This is a genomic window from Streptomyces sp. T028 (genome assembly GCF_048159505.1).
In the GTDB taxonomy this organism is placed as follows: Bacteria; Actinomycetota; Actinomycetes; order Streptomycetales; family Streptomycetaceae; genus Streptomyces.
Genome location: NZ_JBLRVZ010000055.1, coordinates 1 through 21,686 on the forward strand (window position 1 = coordinate 1; position 21,686 = coordinate 21,686).

Consider the following 21,686-nt stretch of genomic DNA (forward strand, 5'->3'; position numbering starts at 1 on the left):
GGTACTTCTCCAGCAGGTAGGCGAGGTAGTACGGCCAGCTGCGGTGCTTCCTGGCGTCCGGGTCGGTCTGCGACTCCACGACGAGGAGGTAGGTCCCCTCGTCGGTCTCGGCCCGCAACAGCGTGTCCACGCGTCGCTCGATCGGCTCGACTTCGGTGAGGTCGATGTTCATGGCGGCGAAGTCGTGCGGCTCGGGGAAGGGAACGCGCAACACCTGCTGGAGCGCGCGGGTGAGGAGCGCCGGATCCTTCTGGAAAATGCGGTGCAGCGCCTCGTGGGACGAGGTGACCATCAGTTCTCCTGTCTTTCTGCCTGACGTGATCAACGAGCTACGCCGCCGGAAGTTCGCACCACACGAGCTTTCCGCGATGCCCGAGCCGGGAGAGGGGTTGCCATCCCCACAGATCGGCGCACGCGCGTACGAGGGCGAAGCCGCGACCGCTCTCGGCGTCGGCCGGCTCGGTGAAGTCACCCGGGGGTTCCGGCGGTTCGGGGTCGGCGTCCCACGCACCGATCTGCAGGACGCCGTCCCGGTGCCGCACGCGCAGACAGGCCGGCCCCTTCGTGTGCAGTACGGCATTGGAGACCAGCTCCGAGGCGAGGAGCTCGGCGGTCTCCGTGAGGTGGGCGAGGCCGTGGAGGGTGAGGATCACCCGAAGGGTGCGACGCGAGACCGTGACCGCTCTGGGATCGGTGGGGATGTACAGGGAGTACTCCCAGGAGTCGGGAGCGGGGGCGGTTTCGGGCATGGGGCAGCTCCGGGTCGGTGGTTGGGGGGACGCAGGCAGTGGCATGCCGCAGCCGTCGTGGCAGGGCGGAGCGGTGCGCTTCCGTTGCGTGAGGTCTACGTCACTGACGGTAGACCTAGATTTCCAGGTCCAGCAAGTCGATCGCGTAACCTCGACCCCGAACGAGTGGCGTCTGCGGGCGCGTTGGGAGAAGTGGCCGATGGGGTTGAGACTCGAACCGACGGCACGTCAGGTGCGCCTGGCGGTGGAGCTGCGCAGACTCCGCGAGGCCGCCGGCCTCAAAGCGCGGGAGGCGGCGGCCCTGCTCGGGGTGAGTTCCACCCAGATCAACCAGATCGAGTACGGCCACTCGGGCGTGAGCGAGAAGAGGTTGCGGAGCCTGGCGGCGCACTACGCCTGCATGGACGAGGTGTTCATCGACGCGCTGGTGGCGATGGCGACCGACCGGACACGCGGCTGGTGGGAAAAGTACCGCGCTCAACTGCCCTCGGCCTTCCTGGATCTCGCCGAGTTGGAGCACCACGCCACCTACCGGGCCGACGTCGAGTGCCTGCACGTCCCCGGGCTTCTTCAGACGGAGGACTACGCACGCGCGGTCTTCGCGTACCGGGTGCCGGAACTGCCCGCCGACGACCTGGAGCTCCGGGTTCGCCATCGAGTCGAGCGGAGGGTGATCATCGAGCGGCCGACGCCCGTTCCGTACGAGGCGGTGATCCACGAAGCGGCGTTGCGCATCAGGGTCAGTGACCGCGCCGCCGCTCGGGCCCAACTCACCCACATCTTGGAGCTGTCCGAGGCGGATCACATCAGTGTGCGGGTGATCCCCTTCGACCGGGATGGCTTCGCGGGGGCCTGGAACACCATGATGTTGTCGGGAGGAGCCGTGCCCAAGCTGGATTCCGCGCAGCGCGACGGCCCCGAGGGAACGGCCCTGGTGGACTCCGAAGCTCAACTCGGCGCCCTTCGAACGCTCTTCCGTAAGCTGGAGGGGGAATCCCTGAACCCCGACCGGTCGCGCGACTTCATCAACAGGCTGGCGAAGGAACTGTGAGGCGAGCTGTGACCACCCTCGACAACTGGCAGAAGTCATCCTTCTCCGGCGGTTCCGACGGCAACAACTGCCTCGAACTCGCCTCCACCCCCACCACCCTCCACCTCCGCGAAAGCGACACCCCGGCCACGATCCTCACGACCACCCCCGTCGCCCTCGCGCTCCTCCTGGAAGGGATACGCGCCCGCTCCGGTCAGTGAGGTCCGGGGCCTCCGCCCGGCCCCATCATCGCTTCAGTCGGCTGATCACCAGCTCACGGGACCGGTGAATCTCCTCGCCCACGATATCGGCCAATTCTTCGTCCGCAGCCGCCCGGTCGAGGGCGTCGACGGCGCGGGCGTCCGGCCAGTTCGCCAGGTCGATCACAGCCTGGCACCGGAAGTCGAAGTCTTCTGACGCGTCCAGCAGGACGTCCGACAGTCGCTGCGCACGGACGTCCCATGGAAGATCACCGGTCTCTGCCAGCCCCTCTCGAAAGACCAGAGGCGGCCTGTAGGCATGTGCATCAACGTAATGCAGCACCATCATCGGGGCCGAATAGCTCTCACCGTTCCGCAAGTAGTACCTGAATTCTCCGGTGCCCTGATATGCGGATCCCTCCGGACAGAATTCGCATTCATGGACTCCGAGCATCACGCTGCCCAAGCGCTGTGCCGCCGCCTTCAGCCGAGTGAGTTCAGCGGCTGTCACAGGAGGCTCTCCGCTGCCCTGCACCCCGTGCTCACGCCCCAGCCAACCGATGCAGCGAAGGGCGAGAGGAAAGCGGGCGTATTCATACGGCGACAGATCGAGGTACTCCACCAACACTCCTCGTGATCACGCACCGGGGAGACATGCCGGCGTCAGCGCCCGCCACCGGGGTCAGGGTGTCTACTGCTGGGTCACCCAGGGGCCCACTGGTACTCCAGCTCATGATGCGGACCGCGAAACGGTCACCACTGGGGCACCGGCATGGGCGGTGAATCGGGTCAGACCTTCAACTTTTCAAGTTTGTGCTGGGCGACCTGACTGTTGACGACGTCCGCCAGCGCCGCAGAGTCATCCGCCTTGTTCCGCAGGACTTCAAGCCATGCGTCCGCAGATACCCAGTTGAGTGGCAGCCTGGCCTTCGGCCATTTGCCAACCAGGTCAGCAGCGAGTGTCAGACCGTCCTCGACGAGATCACGCCTGCCGTCAGCCGCAGCGATGAGGATGCTGTCCTCCATCTCCACCACAGCAGCGCCGCCCCTTTCCTGGCGGGCCACGCAGTGCGAGTGATACTCCCGCACGATCTCCTCCAGCGTTGGCGGTCCGTCAAGGGACAGCGGGCTCTGCGCTTTCAAAGCATCGACCGCATCCTGGAACTCTCGTTCATGGCGGGTGAAAAGCACCGTCTCCGGCTGCCCGGAGGGGCGTTGCAGGCGATGCCCCAGGGTCAGGGAGATCACGGGGAACTCCCTGGTCAAAGGGTGCACGTGCACAGTTGGGATGTACCCGTCATTGCCTGTTGATCGGTCAAGGCAAACACCCTGCACAACTGGGCCAATCCGGCGCAGAAGATGCAGCGTTTGCCAGACACTGAAGCCTGGAAGCGCCTTGGCCCAGTCTGAGGTCACTCGTCGCGCCGTCAAGACACCGTCGGGATCGGGGACGTCGTCGGGATCGACATCCGTGGATGGATAAATGAATAAGAGGCGAACCGGACTTCCTATGCACCGTAGCCCGGGGCGGCGATCAGGGCCGATCAGGGCCGACTCGAAGTAATACCCCTCTTCGCCGCTGGAATCCTCGGGCGTCACACTCCTCCAGAGCCCGATGAAGACATCAGGGCCCGTGACGTTCAGCCCCTCGTCCTCGATCTCGACCCGGAACATCTCGGAGAGTCGTGAAATCACGACATCGGCAGGCTCTTCGAACAAGGACAGGCCACGAAACACGACCTGAACGTCCCCTTCGGGTCGGAAAAGCTCGATTGCACGCACCACTCCGCGCGGATCGAAGTCCAAAGAGATCGACAACTCCGACCCATAATGCGCAAAGCCTTTGTTCCTGACCTCCCCCGGGGCGGGCGGTACGAATCCCGGCATCTCGCGCAGGATTCGCTCAGCATCCTCGATGGGCATACCGATCACCAGGTCGCCCGCCCCCCGAGGGGGATCAAGATGAATCACCACTCCTTGAATTCCGGACGTTTCCCCCTGGCCTGTCGAGCCGATCGCCCTTGCATACACATGCTTCGTCGCAGAGCACCCGCGTTCATGCGTCCCGCCGAGTCACAGGTCGGCTCCCGTCTCCGACTCGACGTCTACCCAGCGATCGTCGTCAGCCTCAAGAATCCCTTCTTCGCTGACGAAGAACACTCCCGTGCGGTAGAACTCACAGAACGTATCGACCATATCCTCAAGACTCTTATAGACGATTTGCGATTCACCTCCAACCATGAGGTGAGCAATCTTCGGCGACCGCAGCGATTCGTCATATACGGCGGCGTAAAAATCCCCACCACCGGTCGCCAAGAGCGGCACAAAGAGCTTTCCAAGTACGGGATCCGGAGGCTGGACCGAATCCCGCATACCCTTCGCTTCAACCAGTGAAAGCGGCTCATAGCCCGGCACCAGAGCGGCATCGTCCTGGACCTGGTCCGGATGATATTCAACCCCGTTCGACCAGCCGAACCACGTGACGATGTCTTCCGGGACGGCCGCACCGAGCACCGACGCGACCTCGCTGGATGAAACGCCGACTGCGCGGGATCCGACGACAGGACGGTTCACCCTTTCAGCTTCCGCCCAGAGTCGCTCGATTGCTTGAATCAGCATGGCCGTCCCCATCTGCTCACTAAATTATGCGAACCGCAAAACGCTGCCCATTTCCGACATTATTCCTGGCCCAGAACCACCTTAGCAACGAACCATGACTTGAGTTCACGGACCTCGGGGAGAGTGTGAGGGTTGCCCCTCGTCCACCTTCAAGCGTGTGCGCGAACGGATACTCTTCCCATGTTGCGTCAGACGCGAACTGACGCGGACGGGGTGCGTGCGCCTGAGCCGCCCGCCGGTTGGATCGCTCAAGAGCAGTGCTCGTGTGACGAGTCAGGATCGCCGGCGCCCCGTCATCAATTGCCCTCTGCGCATTGATCGCCTGCGGAGCGTGCGTGGCGGAGTCGATCACATGCACGGGCAGGATTTCCGTTTCTCCCGCGGAATCCACCGCGAACACCCTTGGGTCGCCTTCACCACAGTTGTGAACGAGGACCGGCGTGGTCCCGGCCAGCACGTAGTACGTGTGCAGCACGCTGACGGTGAGGTTGTGGACCGTCGCGTCCAGCGTCGTCCAGCGCTTGACGGCCGTGACCTGGACCAGCGTGCCGGAACCGGTGCGCAGCCACTCGCCAGCTCGCAAATCGGTCGCCTCGACCCACTCACGGAATTCAGGGACCCAGAACGGGTGGCCGGCGGTCGCGGTGACCTCGGCAGTCTTGGAGCCCTTCTTACCGTCGGTGTCGATGGTGACCTTGACCAGCTTCTTGACGCCCTGGCCCTTGATCTCCCGGGTGACCGTCTCCACCCGGGTTTCGCCCGTCTCCGGGTCGGTCGCCAGGACCTTGTCGCCGGCCTTGACGTCCTTGATCGCCTTGGCGGAGCCGTCGGCCATCAGGACCTTGGTGTCCGGCGTGAAGCTGTTGTTGATCGGGCAGCTGGCGCCCTCTCCACCCGAACCGGACCCGCCGTCACCGCTCCCCGAGTCCTCCTTGCCCGACCCGTTGCGCGAGCCGCCGGACTTGTTCTCGGCCTTGCCGCCGCCGGACGAACCCTTGGACTGAGCACTCCTACGGGCGTCAACCTGCGGTGCATTGCCCCGGGCGCCCTTCGAGCCCGTTTGGGACTTCTTCTTTACCGCTTCAGCGGCGCGTTTCGCGGCTTCGCGTGCCTTGCGTTTGGCTTCTGCGGCCGCAGCTTCTGCGGCCTTCTTGGCCTTGATCAGGGCGGCCTTGGCGGCCTTGGCGGCCTTCATGCCGATCTCGGCCGCGCGTTTGGCCGCCTTGAACGCCTTGACCGCGCTCATGGTGCCCTTGAAGGCGCGCCACATCTTCTTGCCCTTGGAGAAGACGCTGGTCCACGGGATGGCGTCCATCAGGAGGCTGCCGCAGGCCCACAGGTCGCCCTGGGTGAAGCAGCCGACGACGTCGTTCCAGCCGATGAACTCCTTGAACACGGCCCAGCCGGTCGCGAGGATCACGTCGCCGATGGAGCGGTTCAGGGTCTTCTGGTACTCGGCGATCTTCGCGTCCAGTGCGGCGATCGAGGCGTCGAAACTGGAGGCGGAGGACGTCAGACCCGACGGGTCCGAGTGCGTCACCGGGTTGTTGTTGGCGTACGAGTAGCCGTTCGCCTGGAGCGGGTCGCTGTCGTCCAGGACCGGGTCGGCGGAGATGAAGCGGCCGGTTCCGGGGTCGTACTCGCGGGCGCCCATGTGGGTCAGGCCGGTTTCGACGTCGTCGTCGCCCGTGTGGAAGCCGGTGTGGGAGCGCGGTGCCATGTTCGCGGAGCGGTCCTCGCCCCACGGGTCCCTCTTCGACACCCGCACGGTCATGCCGCCGTCGAGGCGGACCTCCGCCAGCGGGGTGCCGTTGAGGTCGGTGGCCTGGGCGAACAGGTGCTCGGTGTAGCCGGCCGTGTTGTTGGCCACGTCGCGGTAACGGGTCACCGACGGACCGCCGACGCCCGCGTAGGTGCGCTCGACGTAGCGGAGCTTGCCGGCCGTGGTCAGGGAGACCTTGGTGTCGGGCAGGTTCAGCACCGCGCCCGCGCTGGTGCGCTCCAGCAGGCGGTTGCCCATCGCGTCGTAGACGTACGTCGTCTTCGAGGCGGGCTTCCACAGCTGGGTGGCCGCGGTCGAGTTGCAGGCGGCCAGGGTGAGATCGGTGCCGATCGTGGACGCCGGGGCGGAGAGACACAGGCCCGTCGAGACGTGCTTGATCTGGCCGGTGCTCAGGGTCTGCCAGCGCTGTGCCGCCGCGGTCTTGTCGCAGGCCTGGATCAGGACGGCCGAGCCGGCGGCGGTGCCGTTCGGCTGGGCGCACTGTCCGCCGACGACCAGCTGACCGATGGTGGCGTCCTCGACGGTGCCGTTGTTGTCGGTGTCGGCGGGCTGGACGCGGAAGTTCTGCGCCTTGCTGCCGTTGCACGACCAGACCTGCAGGGCGGTGCCCGCGGTGGTGAGGCCACCGGCCAGGTCCAGGCACATGTCGCCGGTCCCGATCCAGGCCCCGGAACCGTCCGCGCCGAAGCCGGTGACGGACTCGACCTTGCCGTCCCAGGTCCAGGTCATGGTCTGGGCGGTGTCGCCGCCGGTGGAGCGGGTCTCCATCTCGCCGGCGGCGTCGTAGGTCTGGGTCGAGCGGGTGGTGACCGCCGCGCCCGCCGCCGTCGTGGAGGACGTGGTGGAGGAGGTGAGGGTGTGGGGCTGGTCGTTCTTCGCGGTGTCGCTGGTGCCGTAGGCGTAGTCGGTGACGACGTCGCCCTTGGTGTCGCGCGTGCCGGAGGTGAAGGTCGGGTCGGCCTTGTACGCCGTCTTCCTGGTGCGGTTGCCCAGGACGTCGTAGTCGTACTGCTGCCAGTAACCGTCGTTGTTGGAAGAGACGTTGACCGTGTTGTCGGAGTAGACCGGCTCGGCCGTGGTCTTGCCCGTGGCGACGCAGGCGCCGCCGCCCGGCGTCGTCCACGCCTCCTTCAGCTGGCCGAGGGTGTCGTACTTGAAGCACTGCTGGTCGGTCGTCGTGCCCATACGGTCCGCGACCGACAGGACGTTGCCCGACGCGTCGTAGGAGTACGAGCGCTTGCTGACCTCACTGCCCGGCACGACCGCGGTGTCGGTGGCGGACTCCCGGATGAGCCTGCTGGTCAGCAGCTCACCGGTGGACTCGTTGAAGGTGTTCTCCTGCCACAGCCGGTGGCCCTGCTCACCGATGGTGGAGCGCAGCACCTGGCCGTAGGGGGAGTAGGAGGCCTCGGAGGTGTACCAGTCCTTGCCGGAGACCGAGGTCGGCAGACCCGCCGCGTTGTAGCGGGTAATGACGTCCTCGGCGTCCAGGCCGCCGGCCGCCGGGGCCGTGTAGGTCTCCAGCTGGCCGTCGTCGTTGTACTTGTAGCTGTACTTGTACTGCGTGGCGAAACCGTCCGCCGTCAGGCCCGCGGTGGAACCCGGCGGCAGCGCCGTGGTCATGTCCGTGGGCTGGTAGTCGGCCGTGTAACCGCCGATCGTCGTCGTGTACGCCTTGCCGTCGGTGTAGCGGGTCGCCGAGGTGAGCTGGCCCTTGCCGCCGGTCGCGCCGTCGTAGGCGTACGTCTGGGCGAGGGTCGCGGTCGTCGAGCCCGCAGCGGTGACCTTGACCTGCTCGACACGGTTCAGGCGCTCGTAGGTATACGCGACCGTCTGGCCGCGGGCGTCCGTCGCCTTGTCCACGCGCCCGTACGCGTCGTAGTCGGTGTGCGTGGCGCCCGTGTCCGGGTCCGTGGTGTCGGTGACCCGGCCCAGCGCGTCGTACTTCCACGTCCGCGTGTTGCCGACGTCGTCGGTGCTGGTCACCATGTCGCCGCGCAGGTCGTACTCGTACGACGTGCTGATCGCGTTGGCCTCGCTCAGCGAGGTGTCGCTGAAGGTGTCCTGGCGGGTGGTGCGGCCCAGCGCGTCCGTCCACACCCGGGACGCCGGGGTGCCCTTCGGCTGGCGGACGACCGTGTAGTCGAGGGCGTACTCGTAGCGGGTGCGGCGGTCGGTCGTCGGCACGTCCTTGCCCGCGTTGGTGAACGTCTCACCCGTCTGCGGGTAGGAGCTGTGCACCGGCGTGACCGTGAGGACCCGGCCCAGACCGTCGTACGTGTACGAGGTCGCGTTGGGGACGAGGGACTCGGAGGCGGGGACGACCAGCTCGGTGTCCGGGTCGCCCTCCATGTAGTACGCGTTGCGGGTGTAGCGGACCTGACCGGCGCTGTTGTGGAGCGTGTCGGTGATCAGACGGCCGCCGCCAACGGCCGGGGTCTGGGTCTGGCGCTCACGGCCCAGGCCGTCGTAGATCGCGGTGGAGGACTCGTACTTTCCGTCGCCCGCCGCGGTGCTCGGGTTGTCGGAGAGCGACTCCGTCACCACCGACACCGGCTTCTTCAGGTCGATGTTGTAGGTGTACTTGACCGTCGGGTCGTCGGTGGTGCTCTGGGTGGCGTCCCAGGCGGCGACGGCGCGGCCCAGCGGGTCGTACTCGTACGTCTCGCTGCGGCCGTTGGCGTCCGTGGACTTGATGGTGACGCCGCGGCCGGGCTCCAGGACGGTGGTGTCGGTGAAGCCGGCCACCACGGCGCCGCTGACGACCTTGTTCCCGGTGACCGTCTCGATCGAGTAGACCTGCCCGCTCGACGGCGAGTACGTCGTGGTGTTGTACACGCCGGTCGGGTCGGTGACCTTGACGACACGGCCGGTGGAGTCGTACTCGGTGCGCGACTCCGGGTTGGTGGTCTCCCAGCCCGTGCCCGCGCCGGTCGGCGCCTCCGTCCGGGTGACCAGGCCCTTGGTGGGCGTGGCGGTGGACGAGGTCGCGCCGTCGTAGAACATGCGCGACGCGGAGACCAGCGTGGAGCCCGTCGAGCTGGACAGGTCCGTGGAGCAGGTGCTGGTGCCGGTGGTCGTGACCGTCTGGGCCACCAGGCCGACCAGGTAGTTCGTGCCCGAGGTGTTGTCGACGTAGGAGGTCGCGGTGCACGACTCGTCGCCGGAGACGGCCATGTCGCCGTAGTCGCGGACCTTGGTGGGCAGACCGTTCGCGTCGTAGTCGGTCTCGCTGGTGACCGTGTGCAGCGTCAGACCGTCCGCGGCCTTGCCCGAGGCCTTGGAGATGGTCGAGGTCTTGCCGAGCGTCACGCGCTCGGAGATCACGTCCGGGCCGTCGGTGCGGTTGCGGGTGGCCAGGCGGACCGGGGCGTCCGGGAAGTTGATGGTGCGCGCGACCCAGCCGGTCGCGGTGTCGGCGGACGCGTCGGGGTAGGTGAGCGACTCGGCGACCATGCCGGCGTACGCCTTGCGGTCGGTCCCCAGGGTCGTGTCGCCGGTGATGTCGGTCATCACGACGGACCGCTTGACGTCGTCGGACGACTTCTCCGGGGTGTCGTCGGAGAGGACGTCGTCGTTCATGCCGCGGAAGTAGCGGGTGACGGACTTGGAGGCGACGCTGCCGCCCACCGCGTCCGTGGTGCCGGTGGTCGTGGTGACGGTCGGGTAGCCGCGGAAGTCGTCCCAGGTGCGCTTCTTGGGGCGGGAGAACTCCGACTGGCTCTTGGCCCACAGCGCGCCGTCGACGGCGTCGTCGTACGTCTCGTACTTGTACGTCGTCACGATGTCCTGCGCGTCGGCGAGACGCGGGAACTCGGTGATCTTGTCGACGACATACTTGTGGAACCAGGAGATCCGCTTGTCCTCCAGCTCACCGTCGGCGTGCCAGTACGCCGGGTAGCAGAGGGAGTGGTTCCGGTCGATCGTCGGACGGTCGGCGCCGGTGAGGCACTTGCCCTCGGGCGCCTTGTAGTCGACGTGGGTGCGGCCGCCGTACTCGGAGACGACGTCCTGGATACGCAGCCGCGCGAACAGCGGGTTGGTGTCGGAGGAGCTGTTCCTGACGCGGTTGGGCAGCGGGTTCTCGTTGTGGCCGAAGGAGACCGGGTTCAGGCGGTCGGTGGAGCCGTCCACTGCGTAGCCGGTACGGGTGATGGACTCCAGCCACAGCGCGGTGTACTCACCGGTCAGGTTCCAGGGGAAGGACTGCTTCAGGCCCCAGGAGTCGACCTTCGACAGCGAGGTCGTGGTCGCCGAGTCGCCGTCCAGGCCGCAGGCGTTGCGCTGGCCGCTCTCGTTGCCGTCGGCGTCCGAGGTGTACTCGGTCAGCGTCACGCCCTGCTCGCGCTGGGTGCAGGCGTCGACGGAGGCGAGGCGCTTGCGCGACCAGAAGGTCGGGGCGTACGTGCTGCACTTCTTGCCGGTCGCGCAGGCCAGGTCGGCGGGGGTGTCGAACCACGGCCGGGTCTGGTCGGACTGCTTGGAGTCGAAGTTGGTGTTCGAGCACGCCACGTTCAGCGCGGGGTCCTCGAAGCAGCGCTCACGGGCGTTGAACCTCACCCGGCCGAGAGGCTCGTCGGAGAAGAGGGTGGTGGCGCGCTGACCGTAGTCGATGTGGGTGAGGTAGCCGGCGCGGTCGTACTCGACCGCCTTGGCCTCCTTCATGTTGCGCGCGTAGGCGTTCTTCTCCTTCTCCCACCACAGCGACATCGCGTTGCCGGTGCCGTCGACGACGTAGTCGAGCTGGAAGCGCCAGCCCTGGTCGCAGAAGGAGTCCGCGAACTTGGTCGCGTAGCAGGGGTCCTCGGAGTGGTTGCCGGCCACCGGCACGTTCAGCACCGAGTTGGTCTCGGCCTTGCCGGACGACCAGCCAGGCAGCCGGTTGAGGCCGAAGTAGTACTGCGTGCCGTCGTCGGTGGTGACCCGCCAGAACTCGCCGTTGTTGTCACCGTTGCCCGAGCCGTGGGTGATGTCCGAGGTCGACACGCCCGTCGCGTCGGCGATGACCTTCTTGTAGTCGGACTCGGTGAGCAGCTCGACGCGCATGTTCTCGCCGCGCGCGCCCTTCCACTGCTTGGTGGTGTCGTCACGCACCAGCTCGGTGGTGGTCCCGTTCAGGGAGAGGACCGCGTTGTACGAGCCCCAGCACTGGTCGCCCGTGAAGTGCTTGTCGTTGTTGGCGTTCGCGGTGTCGGCGGCGCAGCCCACGAAGGTGCGGGTGATCGAGCCGGGGTTGTAGTCCCAGCCCTCACCCACCCAGGAGACCTGGTTGTTCGTCGACGACGTACGGCCGTCCGACGTCTGCGAGTTGTAGCTGAGCGTGACGTTGGGCGCGGGTCCCGCCGGGACCTGCGGGGCCGCCATCGTGTACGAGTAACTGAACGCGCCGGAGGAACCGCCCGCCGTCCAGGAACCGGCCGAGACAATCGGACTCGCGCCGAAGTCGCCGCCGGCACCGGCACCGTAGGAGCTGCCGACGAGCAGACCGCCGCCGGAGGAGTCCGCGATCTGCTGGACGGCACCGGCCGCGTCCTCGCGCCAGACGGCCGAGTCGACACTGCCCGCGTCCGTGCTCACCGCGCTGTTGGCAGTGGACGTGCTACCGGAGACCGACGCCAGGTCGGCGGTGTCCAGAGTGACGTTGACCAGGGTCTCGGGGACCTCGACGGTGGTGTCGGTGGACCCGCTGACCTCGTCGGTCGCCGTGTCCTCGCCGGTGTCCGCCTCCGAACCCGAGGAGTCACCGGCATCCAGCGCCACCGTGGCGGTGTCACCCGTGCGCTCGACCTCGGTGGTCACCGGAATCCCCGTGGAGCACGCCTCGTCCTCGGGCGTCGTCGCGTAGCAGGCCGGCATCAGGGTGAAGGAGAGCCGGTCGAGCCACTGGGCGCTGTAGGTCTCGGCGAGCTTGGTGGCGTCGATGGAGACCACCGCGTCACCGGTCGCGGTGTCGGGGGCGTCGACCGCGAGCAGGAAGCCCTGGGCGCCGTTCGCGACCGCGTCGGCCTCGGGGGCGGCCGCGACGCTCCACTGGCCTTCGAGCGCGTCGACCTCGGCGGACGTGGCGCCCTCGGGGGCGCCGACGCCGATGCTCATCGTGCCGTCGGTCGAGGTGGCGACCTCGGTCGTGGTGCCCGCGGTCATGGTGTCGACGGCCTTGGTGCCGGAGGCCTCGGGCACCTCGGCGACCGCGGCCGGCGTGTACGCCTGCTGCGGGTCGGTCGCGGCGGAGCCGGAGAGCTCCTCGAGGTTGTCGGTCAGCGTCTCGTCGACCGGGACCGCGTCCGTCTCCTGCAGATCCTCCAGCTCGACCGTCGTACGCGGGTCGCTGGGCCCGAACGCCACGGCGCTGGGCAGCAGGGTGACGTTGAGGGCGAGGACCAGTCCGGCGATGACACCGGCTCGGGTTCTGCGACGGACCAGACGCTCACGCGGCGATCTCGCCAGCGAACCCCTGCCGCACCAGGACAGCACCGTACGCACGGCCAAGTTGACCTTCCCCCGTCACAATCCATCAGAAACGCTCATAGCGATGGCACTTGGTGAGCATTGACCTACAGACCGAGCACGAAAATAAGGACATCGTGAAGATCTACGTCAAGGTTCCCTGGATCCGTGTTAGCTATGTCACTGATCAAAGTGAGACAAAGAACGGCAAAGAATCGCTCCAGGGGTCTTTGCGCGGGCGTTGCAAACTTCGCTTCGGCCAAAGGGTGTTGATCTGGCCGGGAAGAGCTGTTCATACTCCAACCGCCCGATCCGGCGCGTCGCGCGCTCGCCACGGCCTGTCACCAGGCCTTGAGGGCACACGCCTTGAGGGCACACCGGAAGAGCCATGCCGCCGCGGCGCCCGCCGCACCGCGGTCCAGCCTGTTGTGGAGAAGGGCCCCTTGAGCGACCTCGACACCGCCATGGAACCAAGTCCCCCTGGCAGACGGCGCGTTCGGCGTGCCGTCGCCGCGGCCGTGGCGCTGGCCGTGCTGGCCGGCGGCGGCGCGCTGCTCGCACTGCGGGACGACGGCGACACCGTCTCCGACGCCGGGTCCAAGCGGGCCGCGCAGCCGGTCGACGAGGACGAGGCTCAGAAGCGGGCGCGCAAGAGCGGCAAGAAAGTCGAAGTCGCCACGCTGACCGACGAATTCTCGACCACCTACGCAAATCCGGACGGAACTTTTACCTACACGGTCTCCGTCGCACCGCTGCGCGCGAAGAACGCGAAGGGCGAATGGGCGCCGGTCGACACGAGTCTGCGTAAGAGCGGCAAGGGCTGGCACACCGTCAACAGCCCTTATCCGGTGACTTTCTCGGCCGGGGGGAGCGGGGGCGACGGCGCCCACAAGGCCTCAACCCGGGGATCCGGTACGACCGTTCAGTCGGCAGTGTTCCGCACCGGAGCAACCGGAGCCACCGAAACCACCGGAGCCACCGGAGCCACGTCCGCCCAGCAGGTCGACGACACCGCAGGGACCTCATGGACCCCGCTGCTGACGATGACCGCCGAAGGCCACGAGATCGAGTTCGAGTGGCCGGGCGAGCTGCCCGAGCCGGTCGTCGAGGACAACCGCGCGCTGTACGAGGGCGTCCTGCCCGGCGTGGACCTGATGCTGTCCGCCCGCGACACCGGCTTCACGCATGTCCTGGTCGTCCACACGCCGGAGGCCGCGGAGCGGCTCGCCGCCGACCCGCCGCGCTACCGGGTGACCTCCTCCAGCCTCTCCTTCACGCTCGACCCCGGCACCCACGTACTGATGGCGAAGGACAGCTCGGGCAACGAGATCGCCGTCTCCCCCACGCCGTTCCTGTGGGACTCGGCGGGCACGCACACCACGGACGGGTCCACCGACCTGGATGCCGCGACCGGCACCAACGAGGACCCCGAGGTCGTCGAGGAGGCACCGGCGCGCGAGAACCCGGACGACGTACCGGCCGACGAGGTCCCGAACGAGAACCCGGACGACAGCGGCAAGAACCTCGACCCCGTCGCCTACGGCACGACGGCGTCCGCCTCCGACACCCTCGCCCTGCCCGCCGTGAACGGCCCCGGCGAAGGCGCGCACGCCACCACCGCCGCCGCCGAGTTCAGCGACGGCGTGCTGACGATCACCCCGCCGGCCAACTATCTCGCGGACACCGAGGGCCTGACGTACCCGCTGTTCCTCGACCCCTCCACCACCGGTATCCGCGCCAACTGGACCACGGTCTACAAGCGTTACCCGAGCTCCAGCTTCTACGACGGCGCGAACTACAACGAGGACACCAAGGAGGCTCGCGTCGGCTTCGAGCGGGAGACCTGGGGCACGGCCCGCTCGTTCTTCCGCATGAAGCTGAAGAACTCCATCACGGGCGCGGACGTCTCCAGCGCGACGCTGAAGGTCCTGGAGACCCACTCCTGGTCGTGCAGCAAGCGCACGGTGCAGGTGTGGGGCACGGGTGACTTCACCTCCAAGACCACCTGGAACCGGCAGCCGTCCTGGAAGCGGAAGATCACGTCGAAGTCCTTCGCCTACGGCTGGAAGTCCAACAGCTCCTGCCCGGACGCGTACGTCAACTTCACTGTCACCTCGCTGGCCCAGGACGCCGCCGACGACGGCGTGACCAGCTTCAACCTGGGCCTTGTGGCCTCGACCTCGTCCTCCGCGCCGACGAGTTCCTCCAGCAGCCTGGAGACGGACACGTACTCCTGGAAGAAGTTCAAGGCCGAGGGCGACGGCTCCCCGTCGATGTCCATCACGTACAACCGGAAGCCGAACACGCCGACCTCCGTCACCATGAGCCCCGGCTCCTGCGACACCTCCACCTCGCCGTACATCAAGGTCGGCAAGGCGGACACGATCACCATCAGCGGCAAGGCGACCGACCCGGACAGCGACCTGACCAAGCTGGAGTTCCAGCTGTGGCAGACCGGCAAGTCCGACACCACGACGAAGACCTTCACCAAGGCCGTGGACGACGGCGAGGTCGGCGGTATCTCCATCAAGTCGTACCTGGCCACCGGCATCACCTACTCGTGGCGGGTGCGGGCCTGGGACGCCAAGGTCAGCAGCGGCTGGGCGCCCACCGGCGGCGACGGCGTGTGCCGGTTCACCTACGACACCGATCTGCCCGACTCCCCCGCCCCGGTCGTCTCGACCGACTTCCCCGGTGACGACGACGGCGACAGCGAGCCGGACGTGTGGTCCGCCAAGCCCTTCGGCAACAGCGGCAGCTTCACCTTCGAGGTCGGCTCGTCCACCGAGACGGACATCGTGAAGTTCGTCTGGTCCATCAACTCCACCGACTACTCCGGCTATGCCTGCGCGGGCGGTGTACAGGGCACCTCGGGCGGGCTCACCAAGTCCTGCACCACGGCTCTCAAGACCGCCACCATCACCGGCATCAAGCCCCCGGCCGCCGGACCCAACACGCTCTACGTCAAGTCCGTCGACTCGGCGGGCAACGCCTCTCCCAACGCGCGCAAGTACTTCTTCTACGTCCAGCCGCGTTCGACCGCGGACGGCGCGGGCGACCTGAACGGAGACGGCGACGCCGACTTCGCGCATCTCACCGCCGCCGGAAACCTCTGGATCGACTCGGTGTCCCAGGACGGCACCTGGGTGTCCAGCGCCTTCGGCACCCACAACAAGGGCACCCTGATCAAGGACGGCGGTACCGCCCCGCACATCTGGGACGGCACCAGCACCTACGCCCTGGTCACCCACAACGGCGACTTCGCCCCCGGCGACGGCGTCACCGACTGGGTGGTGCGCACCCCCGAGGGCCGGCTGTTCCTGTACCCGGGTGACGGCTACGGCGCGATCGACGTCAGCAAGCGCGTCGAGATCCGTCTGCCCGCAGGCGCCCCCGCCCCCTCCACCTTCTCGGAGATCAAGTCGGCGGGCGACATCACCGGCGACGGGCAGCCCGAGCTGTTCGTGGCGGGCGGGGCGGCCGGCAACGAGCTGTGGATCCTCAGCGGCTACAGCGGCGGTACGTTCAGCGAGGCGACGAAGATGACGTCCTCCGCCTGGGGCGCCACGGAGCGGGACTTCGTGGCGATCGCCGACTACAACAGCGACGGCGCGGCCGACATGACGTACCGCACCGCGGCCGGCAACCTCGTCCTGCGCAAGGGCATCCTCGACAGCGACGGGGTGGGCACGGTCCTGGCCAGCCTGGGCACGTCCGGGGCGAGCCTGGACGGCGACGACACCTACGCCTCCAGCAGCTTCACGTACGCGGCCTACCCGCTGATCTACGGCACCCCGGACGTCACCGGCGACGGCGTCCCCGACATCTGGACGACCAACGCGGCCGGTGCCCTGCTCCTCTACAAGGGCGGCGCCACCGCCGTCGGCTCGTCGACCACGCTCAGGTCGAGCGGCTGGGACACGGTCAGGCAACTGGGCTGACACCGGCCCGCCGCGACACGAGTGGAGCGCGCCCTCGTCCGGAAGGCCCCGTCGTCGTCAGCTCTCCGCCAGGTCCGCCGCGATCTCGTCACCGAAGGCGTCGACGGCGTTCCAGTCCCAGTAGTCGCCGTATGGGAGTGCACGGCGCTGTCACGGGTGGAGCCATGAGCGCTCGCGTATCCGACCAGTACCTCCGCCATGGCACCACACCACCCTCCACCGTCCTGCCCCCAGCCTGATCCGGGGGCCGCGAACCGGCCAGGGCCGTCCGTCCTTGCGGAAGGCCCGGACGGCCCATCGCCGTGCGCGGGACGGCGCCTGGATGGTGGAAGCGAAGACGGGTGCGCTCGGCACCCGCGAATCGTCCATCCGGGGGGTGCTGGACATGTCCGGTGGCTTGCTCGGCATCGGAGCCGTCACGTCCATAGGGTTCGGCGCGATCCTCGTGTTCGCCGTCGACTGGCAGTGGGAGGGGGCCAACCGCCCGCTGATCGGCCTGATCATGATCGCGGTCGGGATGATCGCGCTGTCCGCCTTCTTGTCGGTCCAGCGCAACCGCGGCGAACACCACGACGGTCACGATCACTCCGACCGGTACGACCACCATCTCGGGGACTGACGCAGGTCAGAGGGCGCACGCGTGTCTCGAGCCGGGCCCCACCGCGACGACCTGATCCGGCTCGGTGGTCCACTCCCGGCCGCCGCCGACGGGCCGGAGGAAGGCGAGCCGTCGGGCCGGGCGGCCTTCCGGTTCCGGCAGCCGGTCGGCGGGCCGGTAGAGGAGCACGTCCCGCAAGGTGCCCTCACGCCCGGTCGCCCGGTCCCGGACAAGGGTGCCCACCGGGATGCCGGGGAGTCCGGCGGGCGGGTCGCAAGGCTGCGCGGTCGAACGTTCCTCGTACGGCGGCCGGGTCACAGCACCTCCCCGCGGCTGCGGGCGTTGGCCCGGGCGACCTGCGGGCTCAACGCGTTCCGGCGCGGGCGAGTGTGACGTGCTCGGGCCGGGCGGTCCATTCCCGGCCACCGCCCTTGGGGCGCAGGTGGACCTCACCGCGGCCGCTTTCCATGACGATGCCGTAGCGGTCGCGGAGGGTGTCGTAGGCGAGGTCGCCGACCACGGGGGTGGGAGGGACGGGAGGGGCGGGAGTTCTGTCGGGATGGTTCATCGACGGCCTCCGAGGTGTGGGGGTATGGGGGTACAGAGGGTCACGAACAGCGGGAATCACTATTCGTACCCATATCGTCGCCCTCCGTCGCCACGCTCGACAGGGGTGATCCGTTCCCTGCGGAGGCCTGGAACGAGGAGGACTGCACGGATGACGGCAGGCGCACGCGACCTGGAATCCGCCCGATCGGCAAGGGCTTTGTACGGCACCGAGCTCCGCCGTCAGCGGCAGCTGAGCGGGATGTCCCTGGACCGGCTGTCGGCGGTGGTCAACTACAGCAAGACGCACCTGCACGGGGTGGAGACGGCGGAGAGGCTTCCGCTGCCGCCGATCTCGCAGAAGCTGGATGTGGCGTTCGGGACCGGGGAGTTGTTTCAGGGATTGTGGGGGGCGGTCAAGCGGGAGTACACGCCCAAGCGGTTCGATCACTGCTTGGAGTTGGAGGCGAAGGCGGCGCGGATTCAGGAGTTCGGCGCGAGTACGGTTCCTGGGCTGCTTCAGACGAAGGCTTACATGCGGACGTTGTTCCGCGAGTGCAACCCTGGTGCGAGCCCTGAGAAGATCGACCGTCTCGTGGCGGATCGCCTGGGCCGTCAAGAGGTGCTACGGGGCGACAGCCCACCGGACTTCTGGGCGATCCTGGACGAGGCGGTGCTGCACAGAGCGGTAGGCGGTAAGGCCGTGATGCACGAACAACTCGCAGCCCTGTTGCCGCTGGTGGACACGGGGCGCACAACCATCCAGGTCATCCCGTTCGAGTTCGGTGCGTGTGCGTTCATGAACGGCACCCTCGTCCTGCTCACCCTCCCGGACTGCACCACCACCGTGTACGAGGAAGGCCCCCGCAGCGGGGAGATCTTTGACGACCGGGACACCGTCGCACAGCGCCTGCGCGAGTACGATCGCATGAAAGCCTGCGCCCTGCCGCCGAGGGAGTCCGCAGCATTAATCGAAGCGGCAATGGAGAAGTTCGAGCCATGCGAGCCACCCCAGACTTGAGCGCCGTACGCTGGCGCAAGTCCAGCCACAGCGGCGGGGCGGAAGGGTCCGCCTGCGTCGAGGTAGCCGACGGCATCCCGGGGCTCGTCCCCGTGCGCGACAGCAAGACACCACTCGCCCCTGGCCTGCTCTTCACCCCGAACGCTTGGGACGCGTTCGTCTCCTCAGTGAAGAGCGGCACGTCCGCGCTTGTTCCGTAGCGTCACCCGGAACAGAACCACCCACGGGCCGGCGGCACAGAAGTGCCGCCCGCCAGCACATAGTACGTGTGCTACGCGCCCCCTCTCCACTTGCGTTTTCGCAGGTCAAGCGGTATTCGGTGGTCCGCTGAGGTACGGGTTCGGCCGGGGTTGTTCGTGGTTGTTGCCGTCATTACTGCCGTCAGAGGTCCAGACCCGGTCTGGGCCTCTGGGCTACTTGAGGTACTCGGTGAGGTCGTCCACGGTCCAGTCGGCCTGGCGGAGGATGGAGCGGAGGGTGCCGGGCGCGAGGGAGCGGTGCAGGGGCACGATGACGGTGCGGTCGTCCTTGCGGTACTTGGCGTGGCTGCCGCGGGTCGCGATGTGTCCGAAGCCGGCGCGTTCGAGTGCCTTGGCGATCGCAGTGCCGGACAGGCCGTGGGGGACGGCGGGGCTCATGCGACGCGGACTTCCACCGGCGCGGTGATCACGTCGGCGACGGCCTCGGGAGCGGGGGCGTCCTCGAAGTACAGCTCCAGTGCCTCGCGGAGGTTGGCCAGGGCCTCTTCGATGCTCTCCCCCTGGCTGGTGACCTCGACCTGGAGACAGCGGGCCACGTACCACTCGTCCTCACGGGTGACCGCAGCGGTCAGATGCAGTGCGCGCGTCATAGATGAAAGTCTGGCACGCCGGGCGACGCCGTCAGAGGTTTTCCGCCCGCGGACCACCCCATGCGGTGAACCTCCAGCGACGCGTGGTCGGAGCGACTCCCCGCCAGAGGCGACGCCGGCCACCGCTCTCGGTGAGCCCGGCGGAGGACGTGAAGGGTCGGCCCTCTGGTCGGCCCGGTGCCTGCGATCCGGCCGTAGGACGGTCGTGGGCGACAACTTGCTGTGCGAAGCGCGAGGGCTCCAGCGCCCACAACTTGGCTCCGACAGCACCAAGTCAGCTCCCGCTCGCGCCCGGATCTGGCCGTCTGCCTGCACCTTGCGCGGGCGTCGGCTGCTCGCCCGACGGCGGGTCGGTCGGCGATGTTCGGCCAGCTCAGAGGGGCGAGCCCCGCCTTGAATGCGCCAGTCGGGCGATGTTAACGTCACGCACCCGCCGGTGATCATCACCGCGCCCGGCCGACCAGCCCTCACTGGTCCGGCCCCCGCGCCCAACTCCGAGGCGCCGTTGAACTTCCACTGCGGCGACGACGCCCAGTACTTGGAGGCCATCGTCCAGGCCGAGGCCTTCGGGGAGTACCACTGGGGGTCGATGAACACGGGGTAGACCGTGTCCTTCCCCTTCAGCACGCCGCTGTCCGGCGTGAGCACCAGCTCGTCCTGCCCGGCGGGAACGTCCACTGCGACCCGCGCCACGTTCGCGGACTCCGCGGCGACGGCGTCTGCGTCGGTGGGGCCGGCAGTGGGGCCGGAGGTGGTGGAAGCCGCGGCCGACGAGCGCTTCGAGGCCGCCTTGTCATCGGCCGCCTTGTTGCTGGAGTCCCACATCACGGGGCGAGGGGCCTCGAAGACCGCGCTTCCGGCACCCTCGTCGATCGCCGCCAGGCCGCCGTCACCGGTCTCCTCGACCCGCATGCCGTCGGCATCCAGCTTGAGGCGCAGTTCACTCAGCTCCGGGCTCGCCGCGGCCTCGGGCGACTTGACGACCAGGAGCTGGGTGAAGCCGTCCTGCTGCGCCGTCATGCGCAGATCGACGTCGGGCAGCACGTCCGGGTAGGTGACAGTGTTCCCGTTCAGCTCCGGAGAGGGCAGTTCCTCGGGCCAGGACAGCGCCAGTTCACGGCCGTTCTTCGTCATCCGCACCAGCGGGGCCGAACCCCCGGCCGAGAACGTCAGACCGACTGTGGTGGCCTTGGGCACCACCGTGCCGTCCGCGTCGCGGGTCAAGGTGGTGTCGATGTCCCGCCACTCGCCGTCCAGCCGGGTCCGCACCGGCCGCAGATGCTCCCGAGCCTCCAGGTGGCCCTCCGGGGTGGCGTACACCTCGCTGCTCTCACCGCGCAACGAAACGATCTCCACCGGCTTGCCCGTGCGCGCGGCCTCGGCCAGCACCTTGGCGTCCTCGCCGGCCGCCCCGTCGTCTCCGGCGGCCTCGGCCGCCCCGCCCGTTTCAGCGGTCACTACGGCCTTGATGGCGTCTGCGGCCGAAGGGCCGGCTCTCTCACCGGCCACTGCCATGGCGACGTCTCCCCCCCCGTACGTATGCATGTGAACTGCTCCCCCGCCAGGCCGTGTTGGGGCTATGCCTGGAAAAAATGTTCGATCAAGTGGTCGGGCCGCAACATACGGGCCGCACAGTCTGCCAACCAGGGATGCACAGGTGGACAAAACACCCGAGATCTACCAATCGAGTAAAGCCGGGGCGTGAAATGGTTCACGTTTACCCTGCGAATTCACCATGATTCACCAAGGGTATCCGATTTGTCGTGAACATGCCCTCTCAGGCTTCGAACAGGAACCACTCAGGATTTCGCTGAACGACTCAGTCGGACGCCGCGTACCAGTCAGGGGGGACTGCACCGCCCGGCGCACCACCAGACGCGATGTCCAGACAAAGGGTTGAAC

15 protein-coding genes and 1 pseudogene are annotated in these 21,686 nt (G+C 67.8%); 6 read left to right on the forward strand and 10 right to left on the reverse strand.

Annotation, left to right across the window (positions count from 1 at the left end; all coding sequences use genetic code 11):
* Positions 1–292 (reverse strand): annotated as a pseudogene (locus tag ACLZN2_RS42130) (hypothetical protein); the annotation flags it as partial.
* Positions 293–329: 37 nt separating this feature from the next.
* On the reverse strand, positions 330–749 hold the full coding sequence (locus ACLZN2_RS42135; RefSeq protein ID WP_416985044.1) for an ATP-binding protein: 420 nt from the start codon (positions 747–749) through the stop codon (positions 330–332).
* 199 nt (positions 750–948) lie between these two features.
* On the opposite strand from ACLZN2_RS42135, the gene ACLZN2_RS42140 reads away from it, so the two are divergent.
* Both ACLZN2_RS42140 and ACLZN2_RS42145 read left to right on the forward strand, forming a co-directional pair.
* Positions 949–1,800: a helix-turn-helix domain-containing protein gene (locus tag ACLZN2_RS42140; RefSeq protein ID WP_416985112.1), complete on the forward strand. Its 852-nt coding sequence runs from the start codon at positions 949–951 to the stop codon at positions 1,798–1,800.
* 8 nt (positions 1,801–1,808) lie between these two features.
* Positions 1,809–2,000 carry a DUF397 domain-containing protein gene (locus tag ACLZN2_RS42145; protein ID WP_416985046.1) on the forward strand — a complete coding sequence of 64 codons (192 nt, stop codon included), beginning with the start codon at positions 1,809–1,811 and terminating at the stop codon, positions 1,998–2,000.
* Positions 2,001–2,025: 25 nt separating this feature from the next.
* On the opposite strand, the gene ACLZN2_RS42150 is transcribed toward ACLZN2_RS42145, so the two are convergent.
* The 4 genes from ACLZN2_RS42150 to ACLZN2_RS42165 form a co-directional block, all read right to left on the reverse strand.
* Positions 2,026–2,601, reverse strand: coding sequence for a hypothetical protein (locus ACLZN2_RS42150; protein WP_416985047.1), 576 nt, complete (start codon positions 2,599–2,601; stop codon positions 2,026–2,028).
* 167 nt (positions 2,602–2,768) lie between these two features.
* Positions 2,769–3,950: a hypothetical protein gene (locus ACLZN2_RS42155; RefSeq protein ID WP_416985048.1), complete on the reverse strand. Its 1,182-nt coding sequence runs from the start codon at positions 3,948–3,950 to the stop codon at positions 2,769–2,771.
* A 102-nt stretch (positions 3,951–4,052) separates the two neighbouring features.
* Complete coding sequence (locus ACLZN2_RS42160) at positions 4,053–4,598, reverse strand: hypothetical protein (protein ID WP_416985050.1); 546 nt, start codon at positions 4,596–4,598, stop codon at positions 4,053–4,055.
* A gap of 19 nt (positions 4,599–4,617) precedes the next feature.
* Positions 4,618–12,864 carry a polymorphic toxin-type HINT domain-containing protein gene (locus ACLZN2_RS42165; protein WP_416985113.1) on the reverse strand — a complete coding sequence of 2,749 codons (8,247 nt, stop codon included), beginning with the start codon at positions 12,862–12,864 and terminating at the stop codon, positions 4,618–4,620.
* A 407-nt stretch (positions 12,865–13,271) separates the two neighbouring features.
* Here ACLZN2_RS42165 and ACLZN2_RS42170 point away from each other — a divergent pair, with 407 nt between their 5' ends.
* Both ACLZN2_RS42170 and ACLZN2_RS42175 read left to right on the forward strand, forming a co-directional pair.
* Positions 13,272–16,769, forward strand: a complete 3,498-nt coding sequence (locus ACLZN2_RS42170; protein ID WP_416985052.1) for an FG-GAP-like repeat-containing protein — start codon at positions 13,272–13,274, stop codon at positions 16,767–16,769.
* A 322-nt stretch (positions 16,770–17,091) separates the two neighbouring features.
* Positions 17,092–17,388, forward strand: coding sequence for a hypothetical protein (locus tag ACLZN2_RS42175; protein ID WP_416985053.1), 297 nt, complete (start codon positions 17,092–17,094; stop codon positions 17,386–17,388).
* Positions 17,389–17,394: 6 nt separating this feature from the next.
* On the opposite strand, the gene ACLZN2_RS42180 is transcribed toward ACLZN2_RS42175, so the two are convergent.
* On the reverse strand, positions 17,395–17,685 hold the full coding sequence (locus tag ACLZN2_RS42180; protein WP_416985054.1) for a hypothetical protein: 291 nt from the start codon (positions 17,683–17,685) through the stop codon (positions 17,395–17,397).
* Between the two features lie 46 nt (positions 17,686–17,731).
* Positions 17,732–17,935: a hypothetical protein gene (locus tag ACLZN2_RS42185; RefSeq protein WP_416985055.1), complete on the reverse strand. Its 204-nt coding sequence runs from the start codon at positions 17,933–17,935 to the stop codon at positions 17,732–17,734.
* Between the two features lie 150 nt (positions 17,936–18,085).
* On the opposite strand from ACLZN2_RS42185, the gene ACLZN2_RS42190 reads away from it, so the two are divergent.
* Together ACLZN2_RS42190 and ACLZN2_RS42195 are read left to right on the forward strand one after the other, a co-directional pair.
* Entirely contained in the window at positions 18,086–18,934 is an 849-nt protein-coding gene (locus ACLZN2_RS42190) for a DUF5753 domain-containing protein (protein ID WP_416985057.1), read from the forward strand.
* Complete coding sequence (locus tag ACLZN2_RS42195; protein ID WP_416985059.1) at positions 18,913–19,134, forward strand: DUF397 domain-containing protein; 222 nt, start codon at positions 18,913–18,915, stop codon at positions 19,132–19,134. The genes ACLZN2_RS42190 and ACLZN2_RS42195 overlap by 22 nt, the downstream gene beginning before the upstream one ends.
* 213 nt (positions 19,135–19,347) lie before the next feature.
* On the opposite strand, the gene ACLZN2_RS42200 is transcribed toward ACLZN2_RS42195, so the two are convergent.
* Together ACLZN2_RS42200 and ACLZN2_RS42205 are read right to left on the reverse strand one after the other, a co-directional pair.
* Positions 19,348–19,572: a type II toxin-antitoxin system HicA family toxin gene (locus ACLZN2_RS42200; protein WP_416985060.1), complete on the reverse strand. Its 225-nt coding sequence runs from the start codon at positions 19,570–19,572 to the stop codon at positions 19,348–19,350.
* Entirely contained in the window at positions 19,569–21,242 is a 1,674-nt protein-coding gene (locus tag ACLZN2_RS42205) for a type II toxin-antitoxin system HicB family antitoxin (RefSeq protein ID WP_416985061.1), read from the reverse strand. Before ACLZN2_RS42205 ends, ACLZN2_RS42200 begins: the two co-directional genes overlap by 4 nt.
* Between the last annotated feature and the right edge of the window lie 444 nt (positions 21,243–21,686).